Below are 13,753 nucleotides of genomic sequence, written 5' to 3'. Positions count from 1 at the left end.
GTTTCATGGCGTAGTTTTGGTGTGGTAATTGAAACTTACCATGTCTCTACCCTCCGCAACCCCTCTTTATGCAACAACGCCGCAAGATTAACTAAATTTTTGCGAAACATTGTCCCAGTTTCTAATGCCTCACTTACCTGAAAAGCCTGTTTGGGGCATCGAACAAGAGAAAAAACTTCATTGCTGTCAATAAAATTCACTGATCCTTTACTCAAACTTCAAAAAGTCTAGCCATAGATTAAAGGAACTGTAAAGAAGAAGCTCGATCGAGATCTACGACGGACTTCTGAGCGGACACATCAGCGAACCCTTACCCAACACGGGAGGATGACTGATGAAACGCCTCACCCCTGCGATCGCTATCACAGCATTAAGTTTGACGGCTGTTTTGGCAATGACCGATCGCGCTCAATCCACCAATCTACCTAACGTTCAGCTAGTGGGTCTGGCTGCCAAAAACACGCTCGTCTCTTTTAACCCCAATAACCCGACTAAAAGTAAGAGTCTACAAGTTCAAGGAATCGCCGGGACTTTGATTGGCATCGATGTGCGTCCCTCCAATGGGCTACTCTACGGTCTGACAAACCGCAGCCAAGTTTACACCATCAATCCCACAACTGGAGAAACGAAACTGATCAGCACGCTGTCGATTCCCTTTAAGCCAGGGTTTAGCACTGCGATCAACTTCAATCCGGTGCCCGATCTGCTGCGCGTCGTCAATGCAGATGGACAAAATCTCCGCATCAATGTAGACAGCGGCATGGTGATGGTAGACAAGCCGTTAAACTATGCTCAAGATGACCCCAATGCAAAGAGTCAGCCGCGTGTGGGTGCCGTGTCTTACACCAATGCTTTTCCGGGGCCGCCTTCACCAACCGGAGTTATGCCTCCAACGCGCACCACTCAACTGTTTGACATCGATTCTCGCCGCGATGTTCTCGTCCTGCAAAACCCGCCCAATGATGGCACGCTTAGAACGATCGGTGCTCTAGGCGTTAACTTCAACACGGTTGCTGGGTTTGAAATCTTCTCGCCGCGTGCAGGGGTCAATACTGCCTTTGCTGTCGCCAATTCCACGCTGTACACAATTAATCTTTCAACGGGTGCCGCTACAACCGTCGGGAACGCTCGTGGAATGAAATTGATAGGGTTGACAGCGCTTCCAATGTCGAATTAAGGATGAGGGAGGAGGGATGAACGGCATTGCTGAATCTGAGTATGAATCGCCGATGAAAGTCCTCCAGAATTGGAGGTTGGGGGGCGAATTTATACTACCGTTCAGCAACGCCGGATGAACTATCGTGGATTCTGAAATCTTCTCTTTACCCTTGCACCTCACATCGATCGCACGTCCCACACCGAAATCCGTCTGCATCCTTCTCAAAGCCAAAAGCTTGAAGCAAAAATTGCCAGCGACAGTTGCGGGTTTTGAGAAAATCACGCATCGACTGAGTGGAATTGAGCGGAGCTTGGGGACGAGTTGAATGAATGATGTAATGAAACGGATCAGTCCAGGTTAGCTGCTGGGTGCTGTGGAGGAGAGAAAGCGCGATCGCACCCTCTTTAAATTGTTTATTAACTTCCTCAATGCTGCCTTGTTTGGGAAGTTTGGGGGCGAGTTTTTGGGCGGTTTGATGTTGCGATCGCGTTTGCTTTTCAAAAAATTCCCAGCGCTGTTTGTCGGCTTGATCGAGCCATCCGCTAGTTAGAATTAAAGCGGTCGCAGGCTTGCCGTCTCGTCCCGCGCGTCCGATTTCTTGCACATATTCGCTTAACAAAAAGGGTGCGTGATAGTGAGCAATCCACCGTACGTTTGACTTGTTGATTCCCATTCCAAAGGCATTCGTACAAACGACAAATTGCAATCGATCGCTTAACCAGGCTTGTTCAATTTTGCGGCGATCGTCTGGTTCCAGTCCTGCATGATAGCAATCTGTTTTGTATGATTGCTGACGGAGCCAATCTGCTAATTCTTCACACTCTCTGCGACTCCGGACGTAGATCAGTCCCGATTCTCGCGGGTGATGTTGAAGGAATTTAAGTAACTGTTGGCGGCGTTCTCTCGGTGTGTTGACGGCTTGGATTCTTAGCTTTAAGTTTTCCCGATAGGGATTGAGTCGAAAAACCTGTGGCACTTCGAGTTGTAGAATGCGTTCGATCGTCTGTTGTACTTGTGGATCTGCGGTGGCGGTGAAGGCAGCGATCGCGATGCGACTTCCAGCAGGTTTGTGTTGAAGGAGGGACGATCGCACCGCTCCCAATCGATAGTAAGCAGGTCTAAAGGTTTCGCCCCAGGCAGCTAGACAGTGAGCTTCGTCTAAAATGATGCCGTTGATCTGTAATTCTGGCTGACACAAACGCTGCCAAACTGCTGGATTCAAAAGCGTTTCGGGCGAAAGGTAGAGTAGCCGTAACTGCTGATTTTCTAATGCCCAAAGGACTTTTCTGCGCGATTGAGGAGCCAGTTCGCCATGCAACAAAGCGGCTGGTAAGCGTCGCTGCTGCAATTCTTGTACCTGATTTTCCATTAGGGCAACCAGGGGGGAAACCACGATCGTCAAGCCCGATCGCATCAATGCGGGAAGCTGAAAACAAATCGACTTGCCGCCGCCCGTTGGCAACACAATGATGGCATCTTGTTGAGCAAATAAGGTTTGGACAATTTCACCCTGGGGCGGTCGAAAATCGCTATAACCCCAAATCTTTTGAAAGGTGGCCTGAAGCGTCGCAAGTGAAGACTGTTGAGAAAGTGTCATACGTTGGTGAGTTACGATCGCCCTAGAATGCCCTTTTTTGACAACAGAATGCGACGGCTCAGACCACCTATTTAAGTTATAAATTTTGCCTTAGTGAGCAAGACTAAAGTAGTCGTTGACAACTGCAAATACGAAGATTGAAACGCCGATCAAAATTCCGGTTGCCCAGAATACAGGAAACGGAACTTTGGGTAAAACGGCTCCTTCGGGAGGGCGAGAATGACTGGGTTCAACGTGGTCGGTGATAGTCGGTTTGTCGCCTGGCACCATAACTTTTGTCTCCATAAAAACGGCTGTTTCTTATAATTGCGAAGCCGCTTGATCTCGACATCTAACTTACGAGTTATTCAGATTTCACTTGAAGGCTTACATTGCGTGACCTGGAAAAATCTCAAATCCTAATCGAAATAAAAATTGCTGAAACAGCTACTTGACGTGAGTCAAAATTCCAGATATTCTCTCAAATCAAGGACATCTTTTCGTTACGGGAAAGTCGTCTGGTCGCCCAAAAAATCTAGTCTGTCGCCGCCCAGAGTTGCTACAACAACCGAGGGCAGCTAACCCACGAGACTGTAGCACCAGTCCGGAGGGCTAATGGAGAATTTTACCACTCCCTTGGCCGCTTTGACCTGTCACGATCGTCGGGGCGGCTAGTTTTTTGGGTTTCTTCGGAGACCTAAATTTGGAGTAATGACGATGGCACGTCTTTTGAACGCTGGCTTTTGGCTGTGCGATTTTGCTTACGCACTTTTAGAAGCAATTCAACTTCGATTTCTTCCCGATTCTATTCCCCGCTTCATTCCGTTTTGTGTTTCATCTCTTGTTCCGTTACAGGATCTTTTACCTGACGCTGCCATTCCTCACTCTGATGAGTTTGAAATCTTGCGCGTGTTGCTGATTGGTTCCTCTGATGGGGTAACGGAGACGATTCAAAATCTACACGTTCGACGATTCGCGAATGCCACCGATTGGAGTCCTTTGCTACCCGCGCCTTCGTTTGGCGAAGTGATGAGCATTCTGACTCGACAGCGCCAAAAAGCAGGGGACGATCGTTAGTCGTTGGAAATTAGTCTTTGGGAAGTCGATCGAGTTCTTAAGCTTCGTTAGTTGCATCTTCTGCCCCCCAACCCTTCATTCTGGGGGACTTTCAGATATTGGTTTTGCTTCAAAGTTCCTCACTGGTGGAAAATTTGGGGGGCTGACTGGATTTGCAACCCTTTGCGAGTAACTCAAATTGATAGCGAATCGATCAGCGTTTTGTCTTCCATGCTATAAACTCGCTCGTCAAAAAACGATAGAAACTCTCACAGTGTTATCGAGGTTTTTGCCATGCTGGTGACTCAACAGCCCGTTCTCAAGCGATTTTGGTATCCCGTCATGCCGTTGGCCGATTTGTCTTTTGAAAAACCCCAACCCTTTGAGCTATTGGGACAAAAAATTGCGCTCTGGCTTGACGCAGATGGACAGCCCGCCGCCGTAGTCGATTACCCCCCAGGGGGAACAGATCATCGCTGTTGTCATCGCACCGCCCAACTCTCAAAAGGCATCGTCGCCAATGGACAAATTCGCTGCCCTTATCACGGCTGGTCATATCGCGCCGATGGCACCTGTGGCAACGTCCCCCAACTCACCGCCCAGTCCATTCCAGCCAGCTACCGAGTGCAGTCTTATCGCTGTGCAAAGCGCTATGGTTACGTTTGGGTATGTTTGGATCAAAATCCGCTCTCGCCGATTCCTGAAATTTTAGAGGCAGAAAATCCTGACTATCGGCTGATTCCAGAATTTTATGAGCCGTGGCACTGTAGCGGTTTGCGTCTGATGGAAAATTCGTTTGACAATGCTCATTTTAGTTTCGTTCATGCCGCTTCTTTTGGCGACCAGGCCCAACCAGAACCCGCTTCCATTCAAACCACAATCTTAGAAAACGGTCTTAATGTCAAAACTCAAGTACCTGTCGTCAATCCACCGCTTCAACAAAAAAATCTGCAAATCGCCCAAACTACAACCCTTCGCACCAATGATATGACCTGGTTTATGCCATTCAGCCGAGTGTTGAAGATCACGTATCCTAATGGGTTGCTACATCTGATTTTTACGGCGGCCACTCCCATTAACGATCGTACTTCTCAAGTCATTCAGTTTTGCGTTCGCAATGACACCGAACTGGATGCTAAAGCGGAGGATATTGTAGCGTTCGATCGTCAAGTCACTCAAGAAGACAAAGCCGTTTTAGAATCTACAGATTACGATACGCCGCTCGATTTGAATGCAGAACAACATATGGCTTCTGACCAACCGGGAATTATTATGCGGCGTAAGTTAGCAGCGCTGTTGGGAGGGATGAGGGAGAACTTCGATGATCTGTTCCCCCTTGGGGGTAATCCGCTGCGCGAGGAGGGATGTTCTGATTCTTGTTGATTGGTTAGTAGTCCCAATCGATCGAGATAATTTGAACTTTGGCACCTGGATGATTGCTTGTTGTCTGAAAGGGAATTGACTGTCCTGGAGCGATCGCCGTCGTGTCAGACTTGACAAACCCCGCGTCGATTTCCTTGCCTTGCTCGTCCTGAATTTCATAGTTGACTGTAATGCTCTTAGCAACTTGATCACTTTGATTAGTCACTTGACCTGTGATCAAATTGCCATCATAATTCACCGCACTCGCCACCATATTAAAGCTAGAAGATCTGAGATTGGAGACTTGATCAGACTGACTACACAACGCACTCAAATTCAACATCTTGCCCCCACTGGTCTGCATATAGCAAAGAGGCGGATCGGCACTCAAAGCAATCGGATTAGCGATCGCCTGCTCAGTCAAAATCGGGAGAAGTGCGATCGCGATCAGTAAGCGTTTTAACATAGCGCAACCAAATGATAAGTGGTCAACAATCTCAGCGATCGATAATCAGAAACTCCAGCCCCTCCAAACCAGCAAGCCCCAAATTCATCCCTCCTCTCTCCTTCCCGATCCTCTATGGATCACAAGTTGCAGGCACAGTCGAAGTGTTTGGTTTGGTGCAGAGCGGCCCTAATTGAGCAGGCGCGATCGGCTTGCTGATAAACGCTAAAGGGCCGGCCTTTTGTTCACCATTAAAGGGAGTTGGTTTGGAGGGGTCAAATCCACAAGCCTTGGCATCTTCAGGATTGTTAAACCAAAAGCCAACATGTAAGGTCTTGGTCGGCTTGAGGTTGACATCGGGGTTAAAGCCAAAAATCTGATCCAAAAGAATTGTCTTAACAGAAGTCGCACCAGGTTCGAGGTCAGTTTGATACCACGCCAAACCAAACGAACCCTTGAATTGAGGATCTTTAGCACCGTTCGCTGCAAAAATACTCCGCTCAACCGTGAACAGATCAAATTTGATTCCTGGCTTAAAGCCCTTCAAATTAACAATCATCAGATCATTGCGATCGCCCCGCGCCACTGCTACATCCACCGTCGGCGTAACGCCTGGACTCGCTGCCATACAGGGAATAAATTGAGCATTCGGATAAAGCTGAAACTGTGTGTAGGGTGGGTCTTGGGCTTGAGCTTGTTCAGTAATAGCAGCTACCAACATCAGACTTGTCGCAAAAGCAGCACTGCGTTTCCAAATCGGGGCGAGACTGTGTGGCATGATGAACCTCTTTTGACCCAAGTTTGTAAAATCCCTTGTCCAAGGAGTTACACGTCACAGTCTCAAACGTTATGCAGTTTCTCAGGATTTGTGACTCAAATAAGCGTGCAGTTAACCCCCAGCATCACTTTGGTTGATGTGAATTCGATGAAATCTTTCGCCGCAGTTGTTAATCCCGGCAGTTCCCTAAATCCCCCACGAGTGAGGGACTTTGAACGAAGAATAGTATCTAATAGTCCCCCAGATTGGGGGGTTGGGGGGCAGAAGCGCTGAAGACCGAAGCGAAAAACTCCCATCGAATTCACGTTTGGTTAATGTGAATTCGATGAAATCTTTCGCCGCGGTTGTTAATCCCGGCAGCTCTCTAAATCCCCCACGAATGAGGGACTTTGAACCGGGATCTTGTCTAAAAGTCCCCCAGGTTGGGGGGGCAAAAGCCGTGAACAGCGAAGCGAAAAAACCTCATCGAATTCACGTTTTATTTAAAGGCTCTCCCACTGACATTCAATTAAAAAACTCTCCTACAAATACTAAAAAAGCGCCTGAGTTTCCCCAGACGCAAATCTTCTTACTTGATTAATTGAACCTAGCCTTGAGCTTCGGCACCGCCCACCACTTCCAGAATTTCCTGGGTAATGGCAGCCTGACGTGCTTTGTTGTAAGTTAGCGACAATCCTTTGATCAGATCAGATGCATTCTCACTGGCATTGTTCATCGCCGTCATCCGGGCCGCCAACTCACTCGCCGCCGACTCTTGCAGCGATCGCAGTAGCTGGTTATTCAAATACAACGGCAGCAACGCATCCAAAATCTGCACCGGATCTTGCTCAAAGATCATGTCCTGCGGAAAGCTCTGCGTCGGAGAAGTCACCTTCTCACGCTCGACTTGAAACTGCCCGCCACGAGTTGTCAACCGAAAGATTTCATCATCTGCCACTTCAAAACCCTGGGGGTCAAGCGGCAGGAGCGTTTGAATCACCGGACGAGAACTGATCAAAGACACAAATCGAGTGTAAATGAGTTCGACACGATCGACCCCATCCGACAAAAACAGAGACAGCAGTTGATCCGAAATTTGGGCAGCTTCGGCAGCGGTCGGAATTTGCTCCAACCCTGTATAGGTGCCTTCGATCGGTTGCTCACGACGCTGGAAGTACTGAATCGCCTTACGACCGACGAGGACAAACTTATAGTTGATCCCCTCAGCCTGTAGCTCTTTGGCGCGAGTTTCGGCCCGACGGATCACATTACTGTTGTAAGCGCCGCACAGACCGCGATCGCCAGAAATCACCAGCAATCCGATCGTCTGAACATCGCGCTTTCTGAGCAAAGGCAGATCCGCCTCTTCAAAGCGTAACCGAGACTGCAAGCCGTAGAGAACCTGAGCCAAGCGATCAGCAAACGGACGAGTCGCCGTCACCTGCTCCTGGGCCCGACGCACCTTAGCCGCCGCCACCAACCGCATCGCTTCTGTAATCTTCTTCGTGTTTTTGACCGACTGAATGCGATCGCGAATCAGTTTGAGATTTGCCATGATTTGTACCGATTTACGCTGCTGCCAGGAAGGTTTTTTTGTACTCGGTGATCGCTTCCTTCAAAATCGTTTCCGCTTCGTCAGAAAGTGCCTTAGAGGTGCTGATGATTTCACCATACTTGGGCTTGCTAGTGGCTAGATAGTCGCGCAAACCTTTGGCGTAGGCGGTGATTTTGTCTACCGGAATGTCATCCAAATAGCCGTTAATTCCAGCGTAGATAATCGCCACTTGATCACCCACCGACAGCGGAGAATACTGAGACTGTTTGAGCAGTTCGCGCAGTCGCTGACCGCGTGCCAGTTGGTTTTGAGTCGATTTGTCCAAGTCAGACGCAAACTGAGCAAACGCTTCCAGTTCAGCAAACTGAGCCAGTTCCAGTTTCACCTTCCCGGCGACTTTCTTCATCGCCTTAGTCTGAGCCGCAGACCCCACCCGCGAAACGGAAATACCCGCATTCACAGCCGGACGTAGACCAGAGTTAAACAAGTCAGACGACAAGAAGATTTGGCCATCAGTAATCGAAATCACGTTGGTGGGAATGTACGCAGACACGTCACCCGCTTGAGTTTCGACGATCGGCAGTGCCGTCATGCTGCCTTCGCCCATTTCAGGACTGAGTTTTGCGGCACGTTCTAGCAAGCGAGAGTGGAGATAGAAGACATCGCCAGGATACGCTTCCCGACCGGGCGGACGACGCAGCAGCAAGGACATTTGACGATAAGCCTGAGCCTGCTTAGACAAATCATCATAGATGACCAGCGTGTGCCGACCTTTGTACATAAAGTATTCAGCCAGCGTTGCACCTGTGTAAGGAGCGAGGTATTGCAGCGTTGCCGCATCGTTGGCGTTAGCAGCCACAATGATCGTGTAGTCCAGAGCACCTCTTTCGCGCAGCACGTTGGCAATGTTGGCCACGGTGGACGCTTTTTGACCGATCGCCACATATACGCAGACCACGTTCTCGCCTTTCTGGTTCAAAATCGTGTCTACCGCAACGGAGGTTTTGCCCGTTTGACGATCGCCAATGATCAATTCACGCTGTCCCCGACCGATGGGAATCATGGTGTCGATCGCCGTAATTCCCGTTTGCATGGGTTCATACACGGACTTACGATCGATAATCCCAGGGGCAGGCGATTCGAGCAGACGCGATTCGTTGGTTTGAATGTCGCCTTTGCCGTCTAGGGGACGAGCCAGGGCATCCACGACGCGCCCAATCATGGCATCCCCGACGGGAATCTGAGCAATTTTGCCTGTTGCGGTGACGTTACTGCCTTCTTGCACATCGCGACCGTCGCCCATCAACACCGCGCCCACGTTGTCTTCTTCTAAGTTGAGCGCAATTCCGACGGAGCCGTCTTCAAACTCTAGCAGTTCTCCCGCCATTGCTTTTTCCAGACCGTAGATCCGGGCGATGCCGTCTCCGACCTGAAGCACCGTTCCTACGTTGGAAACCTTTACACCTTTGTCGTAAGTCTCGATTTGCTGACGAATAATATTGCTAATTTCGTCGGGTCTGATTGCTACCATTGGAACCTCTTGGAAGGGATGAAGGAGGAGGGAGGAGGAATGAAACGTTTTTGAGTGCGGGTTAAATTGCCACTCCGTTTCTAGGTTGCACTACCTAGACGGAAGGAAATTCGACGGAGTTGACCCCGCAGGCTGGCATCAATCACTTGAGAACCCACTTTGATGATCACACCGCCAATTAAATCAGGGTCGATGCGGGTTTCGATGTCCACTTGATTGGCCGAAGTCATCGATTTGACTCGTTCGCGAATCGTGTTCTTTTGATCGTCGTTGAGGTCGATCGCCGAAGTCACTTCTGCCAAAACGGTCTGCTTGAGCTTCCGCAACAGCGTTTGATACTGTCTGCAAATGCCTTCTAGAAATCCGATGCGGCGGCGATCAACCAGCAGATTCAAGAAGTTCTGCATGTAGGGGTGAACTTGCTCCCCAAATACCTGCTGAAGCACGCTGCGCTTGGCATCTAGATTGACGATCGGGCTGGCCAAAAACTCTCGCATATCTGGGGAATCGTTGAACGCAGCCAGAATCGCGCCGACATCTTCACCAAAGCGATCGGTCAAGCCTTGAGACTGAGCCAGCGACAAGAGTGCTTGAGCATACGGCTCCAGAACTTCAGCCGTCAAAATACTATCTTTCATTAAGAAACCTCCAACTGAGCGATGCTGCTGTTAACCAGTCTTTGCTGCACATCATCGTTCAGACGGCCAGGAAGCTCACCTTCTGCGCGCTGCATGGCCAAAACTGCGATTCGCTGGCGCAATTCATTGATGACGCGCTCCTGATCACTGCCCATTTCTTGAGCCGCCGTTTCGCGCATTCGCTGAATATCTTGTTCTGCCTTCGCCAAAATGGATTCTCTCGCAGCCTTTGCCCCGTCTTCAGCAGAAGCACGAATCTTGGCGGCTTCACCTTGCGCTTGAGCTAACTTTTGCTGCTGCTCGGCTAGAGCGGAAGCAGCGGACTGTTTACGTTGTTCGGCTTCCTTGATGGCAGTTTCGATCGCGCTACGACGCTCACCCAAAATCTTACCCAGGAACCCTTTTCCGAAATAAACCACTAAGGCGATCACAATACTGAGATTGATCAGATTGGTTCCCAGGATGTCAGCGTTCAGCCCGAAACCACCTTTCTCTGCTGCCTCTGCTACCTCAGCGCCCAGTAAAGTGGCTCCGGTAGCGAGTTGCCAAAAAATTTCCATGACACTCATCCACAACTGCGTCGTTGACTATCCTATGTCTGCTATCTTGTGCCCAAACGTCTCAGAGCAGTCCGTTAAATTCCGACTAAAAGTTTATCTAGAATTTCACGACTCAGCGATTCAACCTGCTGCTCTAGCGTTTGCATGGCAGCTTGCTTTTGCTGGTCTAACTCTTTCTGAGCTTGCTCTCGTTGAGCTTGAGCTTCTTGTTGAGCCTCTGCCACTTTTTGAGCAGCAATTTTTTGAGCGTCCGCCTGCGCCGTAGCGATCGTCGCCTGGTACTGTCTGCGAGTGTCTGCGAGTTCAGTTTCGTACTGTTTCGCCATGCTCTCAGCTTTGGCCAGTCGTTCTTTCGCGTCGGTATCGTTACTGCGGATGTAATCGCTGCGGTCTTCGATCACTTTTGTCAATGGCTTGTAGAAAACCACGTTCAAAATTGCGGCTAAAAGAAGGAATTGCACTGCCATCAGGGGCAGAGTCGCATCGAAATCAAACATTGTCTTGGGTTAGGGCTAGAAAGTGCAAGCAGACTGCAAAAGGTTTTGAGTGCTGAATCCTCAAGTGAAAGGTTCAACACTCAGAACTGGGAAATCTACCCTATGAGAAGGGGTTTGCAAACAGCAACACCAGCGCGATCACCAGACCGTAGATGGTCAGCGATTCCATGAACGCGAGGGTCAACAGCAGCGTACCGCGAATTTTGCCTTCTGCTTCGGGCTGACGCGCAATACCAGCAACCGCTTCACCAGCCGCGTTACCTTGACCAATACCGGGGCCGATCGCAGCCAGACCAATTGCCAGAGCAGCAGCCAAAACGGAAGCAGCAGAAACGATGGGATCCATAATACTTATACCTTTGGGTTAACAGGACAGACGAGTGTTGCGTCTTGAAAACTGAACTGGGCGAATCCCGGACTAAATTCAGCGTTCAAAACAGTTGAGGATTTTACGGCGCGTGTTCCTCTTCACCGTGACCTTCGATCGCCTCATGAATATAGGCGGCAGCCAGAGTCGCAAACACAAGCGCCTGAATCGCACTGGTGAACAACCCCAACAGCATGACAGGTAACGGCACAAACAGAGGAACCAGCAGCACCAAGACTGCAACCACCAGTTCATCCGCCAGGATGTTGCCAAACAGACGGAAGCTCAGGGAGAGAGGCTTGGTAAAATCTTCGAGAATCGCAATGGGCAGTAAAATCGGCGTGGGTTGGATATACTTCGCAAAGTAGCCCAGACCTTTTTTGCTGAAGCCCGCGTAGAAGTAGGCCAGCGACACCAGCAACGCTAATGCCACGGTCGTATTGATGTCGTTCGTTGGGGCAGCGAGTTCTCCCTCTGGAAGTTTGATCAGCTTCCAAGGAATTAGCGCTCCCGACCAATTGGAGACAAAGATGAACAGAAACAGTGTGCCAATAAACGGCACCCAAGGACGATAATCTTTTTCACCCAATTGATTTCTTGCCAAGTCACGCACAAACTCTAGCGCGTACTCCATCAAGTTTTGAATGCCACTGGGAATGCGCTGAATGTTTCGCGTCGCCAACAGTGAGGCACCGACGAGCAAAGCAATCACAAACCAGGAGACAAGAAAAACTTGCCCATGCACCTTTAAGTTGCCAATCTGCCAATAGAGGTGATGACCAACCTCCAGGCTGGCGATCGGAAGGGATTTGGGAGCGTCGAGGAAATTTAGCATTTCAAGTTCAGGCGGCTTTCCCCAGTTCAAGGAGTAAGAATTTTGTACAAACCCCTGCTCTTCCCTGTTCTAAGAATGATCAGGAGTAAACAGGATTCGCAACGTGTAAACGAGGAGCGTTCCTTTGTAGGTCAAAAATCCCAAAAAAATAGGAAGTACATGTAGCTGATTCCACTGAGTTGCGACTATGATTAGCCCAACAAAAATCGCCATATGAGATTTCCCGATCCGGTCTTTTTGATTACCCAGTTGCTCTACGTTTCGAGCCAACAACTTCAAGTAAACCACACCTGTGACTGCTCCAATTAAATAATTAAGAGCGATGTTCAAGGAGTAGAAATACCAAACGGGGAAAAAGATGATCCCAGTGAGTGCGATCGTCAAGATCAACAACTCCTGTTGGAGCCGATAAAATTCTTGCATCGATCCACTGGTTTCTGGCAGTTGAGTACCTTGGGAGGTTTCCTCCATAGCAGGTGCGTTCCAGGAAGTTAGGTGAACATTGCCATGATAATCATTGGTTTCCAGAGGTGGCTTCCCAAGGAGTCCAAGGCTAACGCGACAGTGATCAAACCAGAAGCAATCATACCACGCAGGGGTAATAATACTTAACGCAAGAAGTCGCTGAATTTAAAGCAAAAAGTCAAGAAACAAGACGTTTTTTACCCAATTGCAGGCATTTGGAAAGCAGAAGACCCTTTTCGATCGAGTTGCAAAACAGCAAAAAGCCCCAACACCAGGTCAGGGCCAATTTTTTCAACAGACAAATGAGCTAAATGAGCGACTTAAGGAACAACTGACAAAGAGTAAATGATTGAAAGCAGCAGAATCTAGAATTTTACAGTTTATTGTCCATCCCTCATCCCTCCTCGCTCTCATCCCTATTCTTTACCTGTTACCTTCTCAACCGCTTCTTTCACGCCTTCTACTACAGGGTTTTCGCCAGGATGCTCTTCCTTGTAGACCTTCATTTCCTTTTTATATTCCTTCTCTAAGCCATTTGGATCTTTGGTCGCCTTAACCGCTTCCTCATAGGCAGCATTCCGACTGGCAGGAGTCTTGACTACTTCACTAAAAGATTTTTCGGTCGCTAGCGGGCTTGCTTCTTCTGCAAAACTAGGCTGACTCCCCATCACAAAACCTGATGTAAGAATAAGAATAGCTAGACTCAAAATCACAACACCGTTGCGAATCGCTTGTTTTAGGGTTGAAAGAAGTTGCATATATAGTTCCTCGTATGGGGATTTAACTGCCCTTCAAGCTTTTTAGTTAAAGGACTGAAACGAATCATACAAATCGGCAGAAACAACGACCTCTATCAGAGGAACGATTGATCGATTGTCAGGGGTTGTTCATTTTTCTTTCGTCCGATCGCTCCTCATTCCTCCCTAAAATATTCAGAATACGTCCGTTCG

General features: G+C 49.0%; 16 protein-coding genes. 3 read left to right on the top strand and 13 right to left on the bottom strand.

Features of this window, described 5'->3' with window-relative positions; translation table 11 throughout:
• The first annotated feature begins 334 nt into the window (after window positions 1-334).
• Window positions 335-1,177: a DUF4394 domain-containing protein gene (locus tag ACJ2PR_RS17185; RefSeq protein WP_446877904.1), complete on the top strand. Its 843-nt coding sequence runs from the start codon at window positions 335-337 to the stop codon at window positions 1,175-1,177.
• Between the two features lie 145 nt (window positions 1,178-1,322).
• Here the strand turns inward: ACJ2PR_RS17185 and ACJ2PR_RS17180 are convergent, their stop codons facing one another.
• Both ACJ2PR_RS17180 and ACJ2PR_RS17175 read right to left on the bottom strand, forming a co-directional pair.
• Window positions 1,323-2,756, bottom strand: coding sequence for a RecQ family ATP-dependent DNA helicase (locus ACJ2PR_RS17180; protein ID WP_446877903.1), 1,434 nt, complete (start codon window positions 2,754-2,756; stop codon window positions 1,323-1,325).
• 90 nt (window positions 2,757-2,846) lie between these two features.
• Window positions 2,847-3,041: a hypothetical protein gene (locus ACJ2PR_RS17175; protein ID WP_446870494.1), complete on the bottom strand. Its 195-nt coding sequence runs from the start codon at window positions 3,039-3,041 to the stop codon at window positions 2,847-2,849.
• A 411-nt stretch (window positions 3,042-3,452) separates the two neighbouring features.
• On the opposite strand from ACJ2PR_RS17175, the gene ACJ2PR_RS17170 reads away from it, so the two are divergent.
• Both ACJ2PR_RS17170 and ACJ2PR_RS17165 read left to right on the top strand, forming a co-directional pair.
• Window positions 3,453-3,812, top strand: coding sequence for a hypothetical protein (locus ACJ2PR_RS17170; RefSeq protein ID WP_446877902.1), 360 nt, complete (start codon window positions 3,453-3,455; stop codon window positions 3,810-3,812).
• Between the two features lie 273 nt (window positions 3,813-4,085).
• Complete coding sequence (locus ACJ2PR_RS17165) at window positions 4,086-5,174, top strand: aromatic ring-hydroxylating dioxygenase subunit alpha (RefSeq protein ID WP_446877901.1); 1,089 nt, start codon at window positions 4,086-4,088, stop codon at window positions 5,172-5,174.
• Window positions 5,175-5,178: 4 nt separating this feature from the next.
• On the opposite strand, the gene ACJ2PR_RS17160 is transcribed toward ACJ2PR_RS17165, so the two are convergent.
• The 11 genes from ACJ2PR_RS17160 to ACJ2PR_RS17110 all read right to left on the bottom strand — a co-directional run bounded on the left by ACJ2PR_RS17160 (window position 5,179) and on the right by ACJ2PR_RS17110 (window position 13,561).
• On the bottom strand, window positions 5,179-5,619 hold the full coding sequence (locus ACJ2PR_RS17160; RefSeq protein WP_446861023.1) for an FxLYD domain-containing protein: 441 nt from the start codon (window positions 5,617-5,619) through the stop codon (window positions 5,179-5,181).
• Window positions 5,620-5,731: 112 nt separating this feature from the next.
• Complete coding sequence (locus ACJ2PR_RS17155) at window positions 5,732-6,376, bottom strand: hypothetical protein (protein ID WP_446870491.1); 645 nt, start codon at window positions 6,374-6,376, stop codon at window positions 5,732-5,734.
• A 586-nt stretch (window positions 6,377-6,962) separates the two neighbouring features.
• Window positions 6,963-7,910: a F0F1 ATP synthase subunit gamma gene (locus tag ACJ2PR_RS17150; protein ID WP_446877900.1), complete on the bottom strand. Its 948-nt coding sequence runs from the start codon at window positions 7,908-7,910 to the stop codon at window positions 6,963-6,965.
• A 13-nt stretch (window positions 7,911-7,923) separates the two neighbouring features.
• Entirely contained in the window at window positions 7,924-9,441 is a 1,518-nt protein-coding gene (gene atpA / locus ACJ2PR_RS17145) for a F0F1 ATP synthase subunit alpha (RefSeq protein ID WP_446877899.1), read from the bottom strand.
• A gap of 80 nt (window positions 9,442-9,521) precedes the next feature.
• Window positions 9,522-10,079, bottom strand: coding sequence for an ATP synthase F1 subunit delta (gene atpH / locus ACJ2PR_RS17140; protein WP_446877898.1), 558 nt, complete (start codon window positions 10,077-10,079; stop codon window positions 9,522-9,524).
• Window positions 10,079-10,639, bottom strand: a complete 561-nt coding sequence (locus ACJ2PR_RS17135; protein ID WP_446877897.1) for a F0F1 ATP synthase subunit B — start codon at window positions 10,637-10,639, stop codon at window positions 10,079-10,081. The genes atpH and ACJ2PR_RS17135 overlap by 1 nt, the downstream gene beginning before the upstream one ends.
• 74 nt (window positions 10,640-10,713) lie before the next feature.
• Window positions 10,714-11,136, bottom strand: a complete 423-nt coding sequence (locus ACJ2PR_RS17130; RefSeq protein WP_446861029.1) for a F0F1 ATP synthase subunit B' — start codon at window positions 11,134-11,136, stop codon at window positions 10,714-10,716.
• A gap of 100 nt (window positions 11,137-11,236) precedes the next feature.
• A complete protein-coding gene (gene atpE / locus ACJ2PR_RS17125) occupies window positions 11,237-11,482 on the bottom strand; it encodes an ATP synthase F0 subunit C (protein WP_446861030.1) in 246 nt (81 codons plus the stop codon).
• A gap of 103 nt (window positions 11,483-11,585) precedes the next feature.
• Window positions 11,586-12,338, bottom strand: coding sequence for a F0F1 ATP synthase subunit A (gene atpB, locus ACJ2PR_RS17120; protein WP_446877896.1), 753 nt, complete (start codon window positions 12,336-12,338; stop codon window positions 11,586-11,588).
• A 69-nt stretch (window positions 12,339-12,407) separates the two neighbouring features.
• Window positions 12,408-12,809, bottom strand: a complete 402-nt coding sequence (locus ACJ2PR_RS17115; RefSeq protein WP_446870488.1) for an ATP synthase subunit I — start codon at window positions 12,807-12,809, stop codon at window positions 12,408-12,410.
• Window positions 12,810-13,219: 410 nt separating this feature from the next.
• Window positions 13,220-13,561 carry a hypothetical protein gene (locus tag ACJ2PR_RS17110; RefSeq protein WP_446877895.1) on the bottom strand — a complete coding sequence of 114 codons (342 nt, stop codon included), beginning with the start codon at window positions 13,559-13,561 and terminating at the stop codon, window positions 13,220-13,222.
• Between the last annotated feature and the right edge of the window lie 192 nt (window positions 13,562-13,753).

Source organism: Phormidesmis sp. 146-33 (genome assembly GCF_052939515.1).
The sequence above is the reverse complement of the archived record's forward strand: the minus strand, read 5'-3'. Positions and strand labels throughout refer to the sequence as shown.

Coding starts and splice junctions, on each gene's coding strand:
- ACJ2PR_RS17185 (WP_446877904.1), top strand. CDS start 335: ATGAAACGCCTCACCCCTGCGATCGCTATCACAGCATTAAGTTTGACG.
- ACJ2PR_RS17180 (WP_446877903.1), bottom strand. CDS start 2,756: ATGACACTTTCTCAACAGTCTTCACTTGCGACGCTTCAGGCCACCTTT.
- ACJ2PR_RS17175 (WP_446870494.1), bottom strand. CDS start 3,041: ATGGAGACAAAAGTTATGGTGCCAGGCGACAAACCGACTATCACCGAC.
- ACJ2PR_RS17170 (WP_446877902.1), top strand. CDS start 3,453: ATGGCACGTCTTTTGAACGCTGGCTTTTGGCTGTGCGATTTTGCTTAC.
- ACJ2PR_RS17165 (WP_446877901.1), top strand. CDS start 4,086: ATGCTGGTGACTCAACAGCCCGTTCTCAAGCGATTTTGGTATCCCGTC.
- ACJ2PR_RS17160 (WP_446861023.1), bottom strand. CDS start 5,619: ATGTTAAAACGCTTACTGATCGCGATCGCACTTCTCCCGATTTTGACT.
- ACJ2PR_RS17155 (WP_446870491.1), bottom strand. CDS start 6,376: ATGCCACACAGTCTCGCCCCGATTTGGAAACGCAGTGCTGCTTTTGCG.
- ACJ2PR_RS17150 (WP_446877900.1), bottom strand. CDS start 7,910: ATGGCAAATCTCAAACTGATTCGCGATCGCATTCAGTCGGTCAAAAAC.
- atpA (WP_446877899.1), bottom strand. CDS start 9,441: ATGGTAGCAATCAGACCCGACGAAATTAGCAATATTATTCGTCAGCAA.
- atpH (WP_446877898.1), bottom strand. CDS start 10,079: ATGAAAGATAGTATTTTGACGGCTGAAGTTCTGGAGCCGTATGCTCAA.
- ACJ2PR_RS17135 (WP_446877897.1), bottom strand. CDS start 10,639: ATGGAAATTTTTTGGCAACTCGCTACCGGAGCCACTTTACTGGGCGCT.
- ACJ2PR_RS17130 (WP_446861029.1), bottom strand. CDS start 11,136: ATGTTTGATTTCGATGCGACTCTGCCCCTGATGGCAGTGCAATTCCTT.
- atpE (WP_446861030.1), bottom strand. CDS start 11,482: ATGGATCCCATCGTTTCTGCTGCTTCCGTTTTGGCTGCTGCTCTGGCA.
- atpB (WP_446877896.1), bottom strand. CDS start 12,338: ATGCTAAATTTCCTCGACGCTCCCAAATCCCTTCCGATCGCCAGCCTG.
- ACJ2PR_RS17115 (WP_446870488.1), bottom strand. CDS start 12,809: ATGGAGGAAACCTCCCAAGGTACTCAACTGCCAGAAACCAGTGGATCG.
- ACJ2PR_RS17110 (WP_446877895.1), bottom strand. CDS start 13,561: ATGCAACTTCTTTCAACCCTAAAACAAGCGATTCGCAACGGTGTTGTG.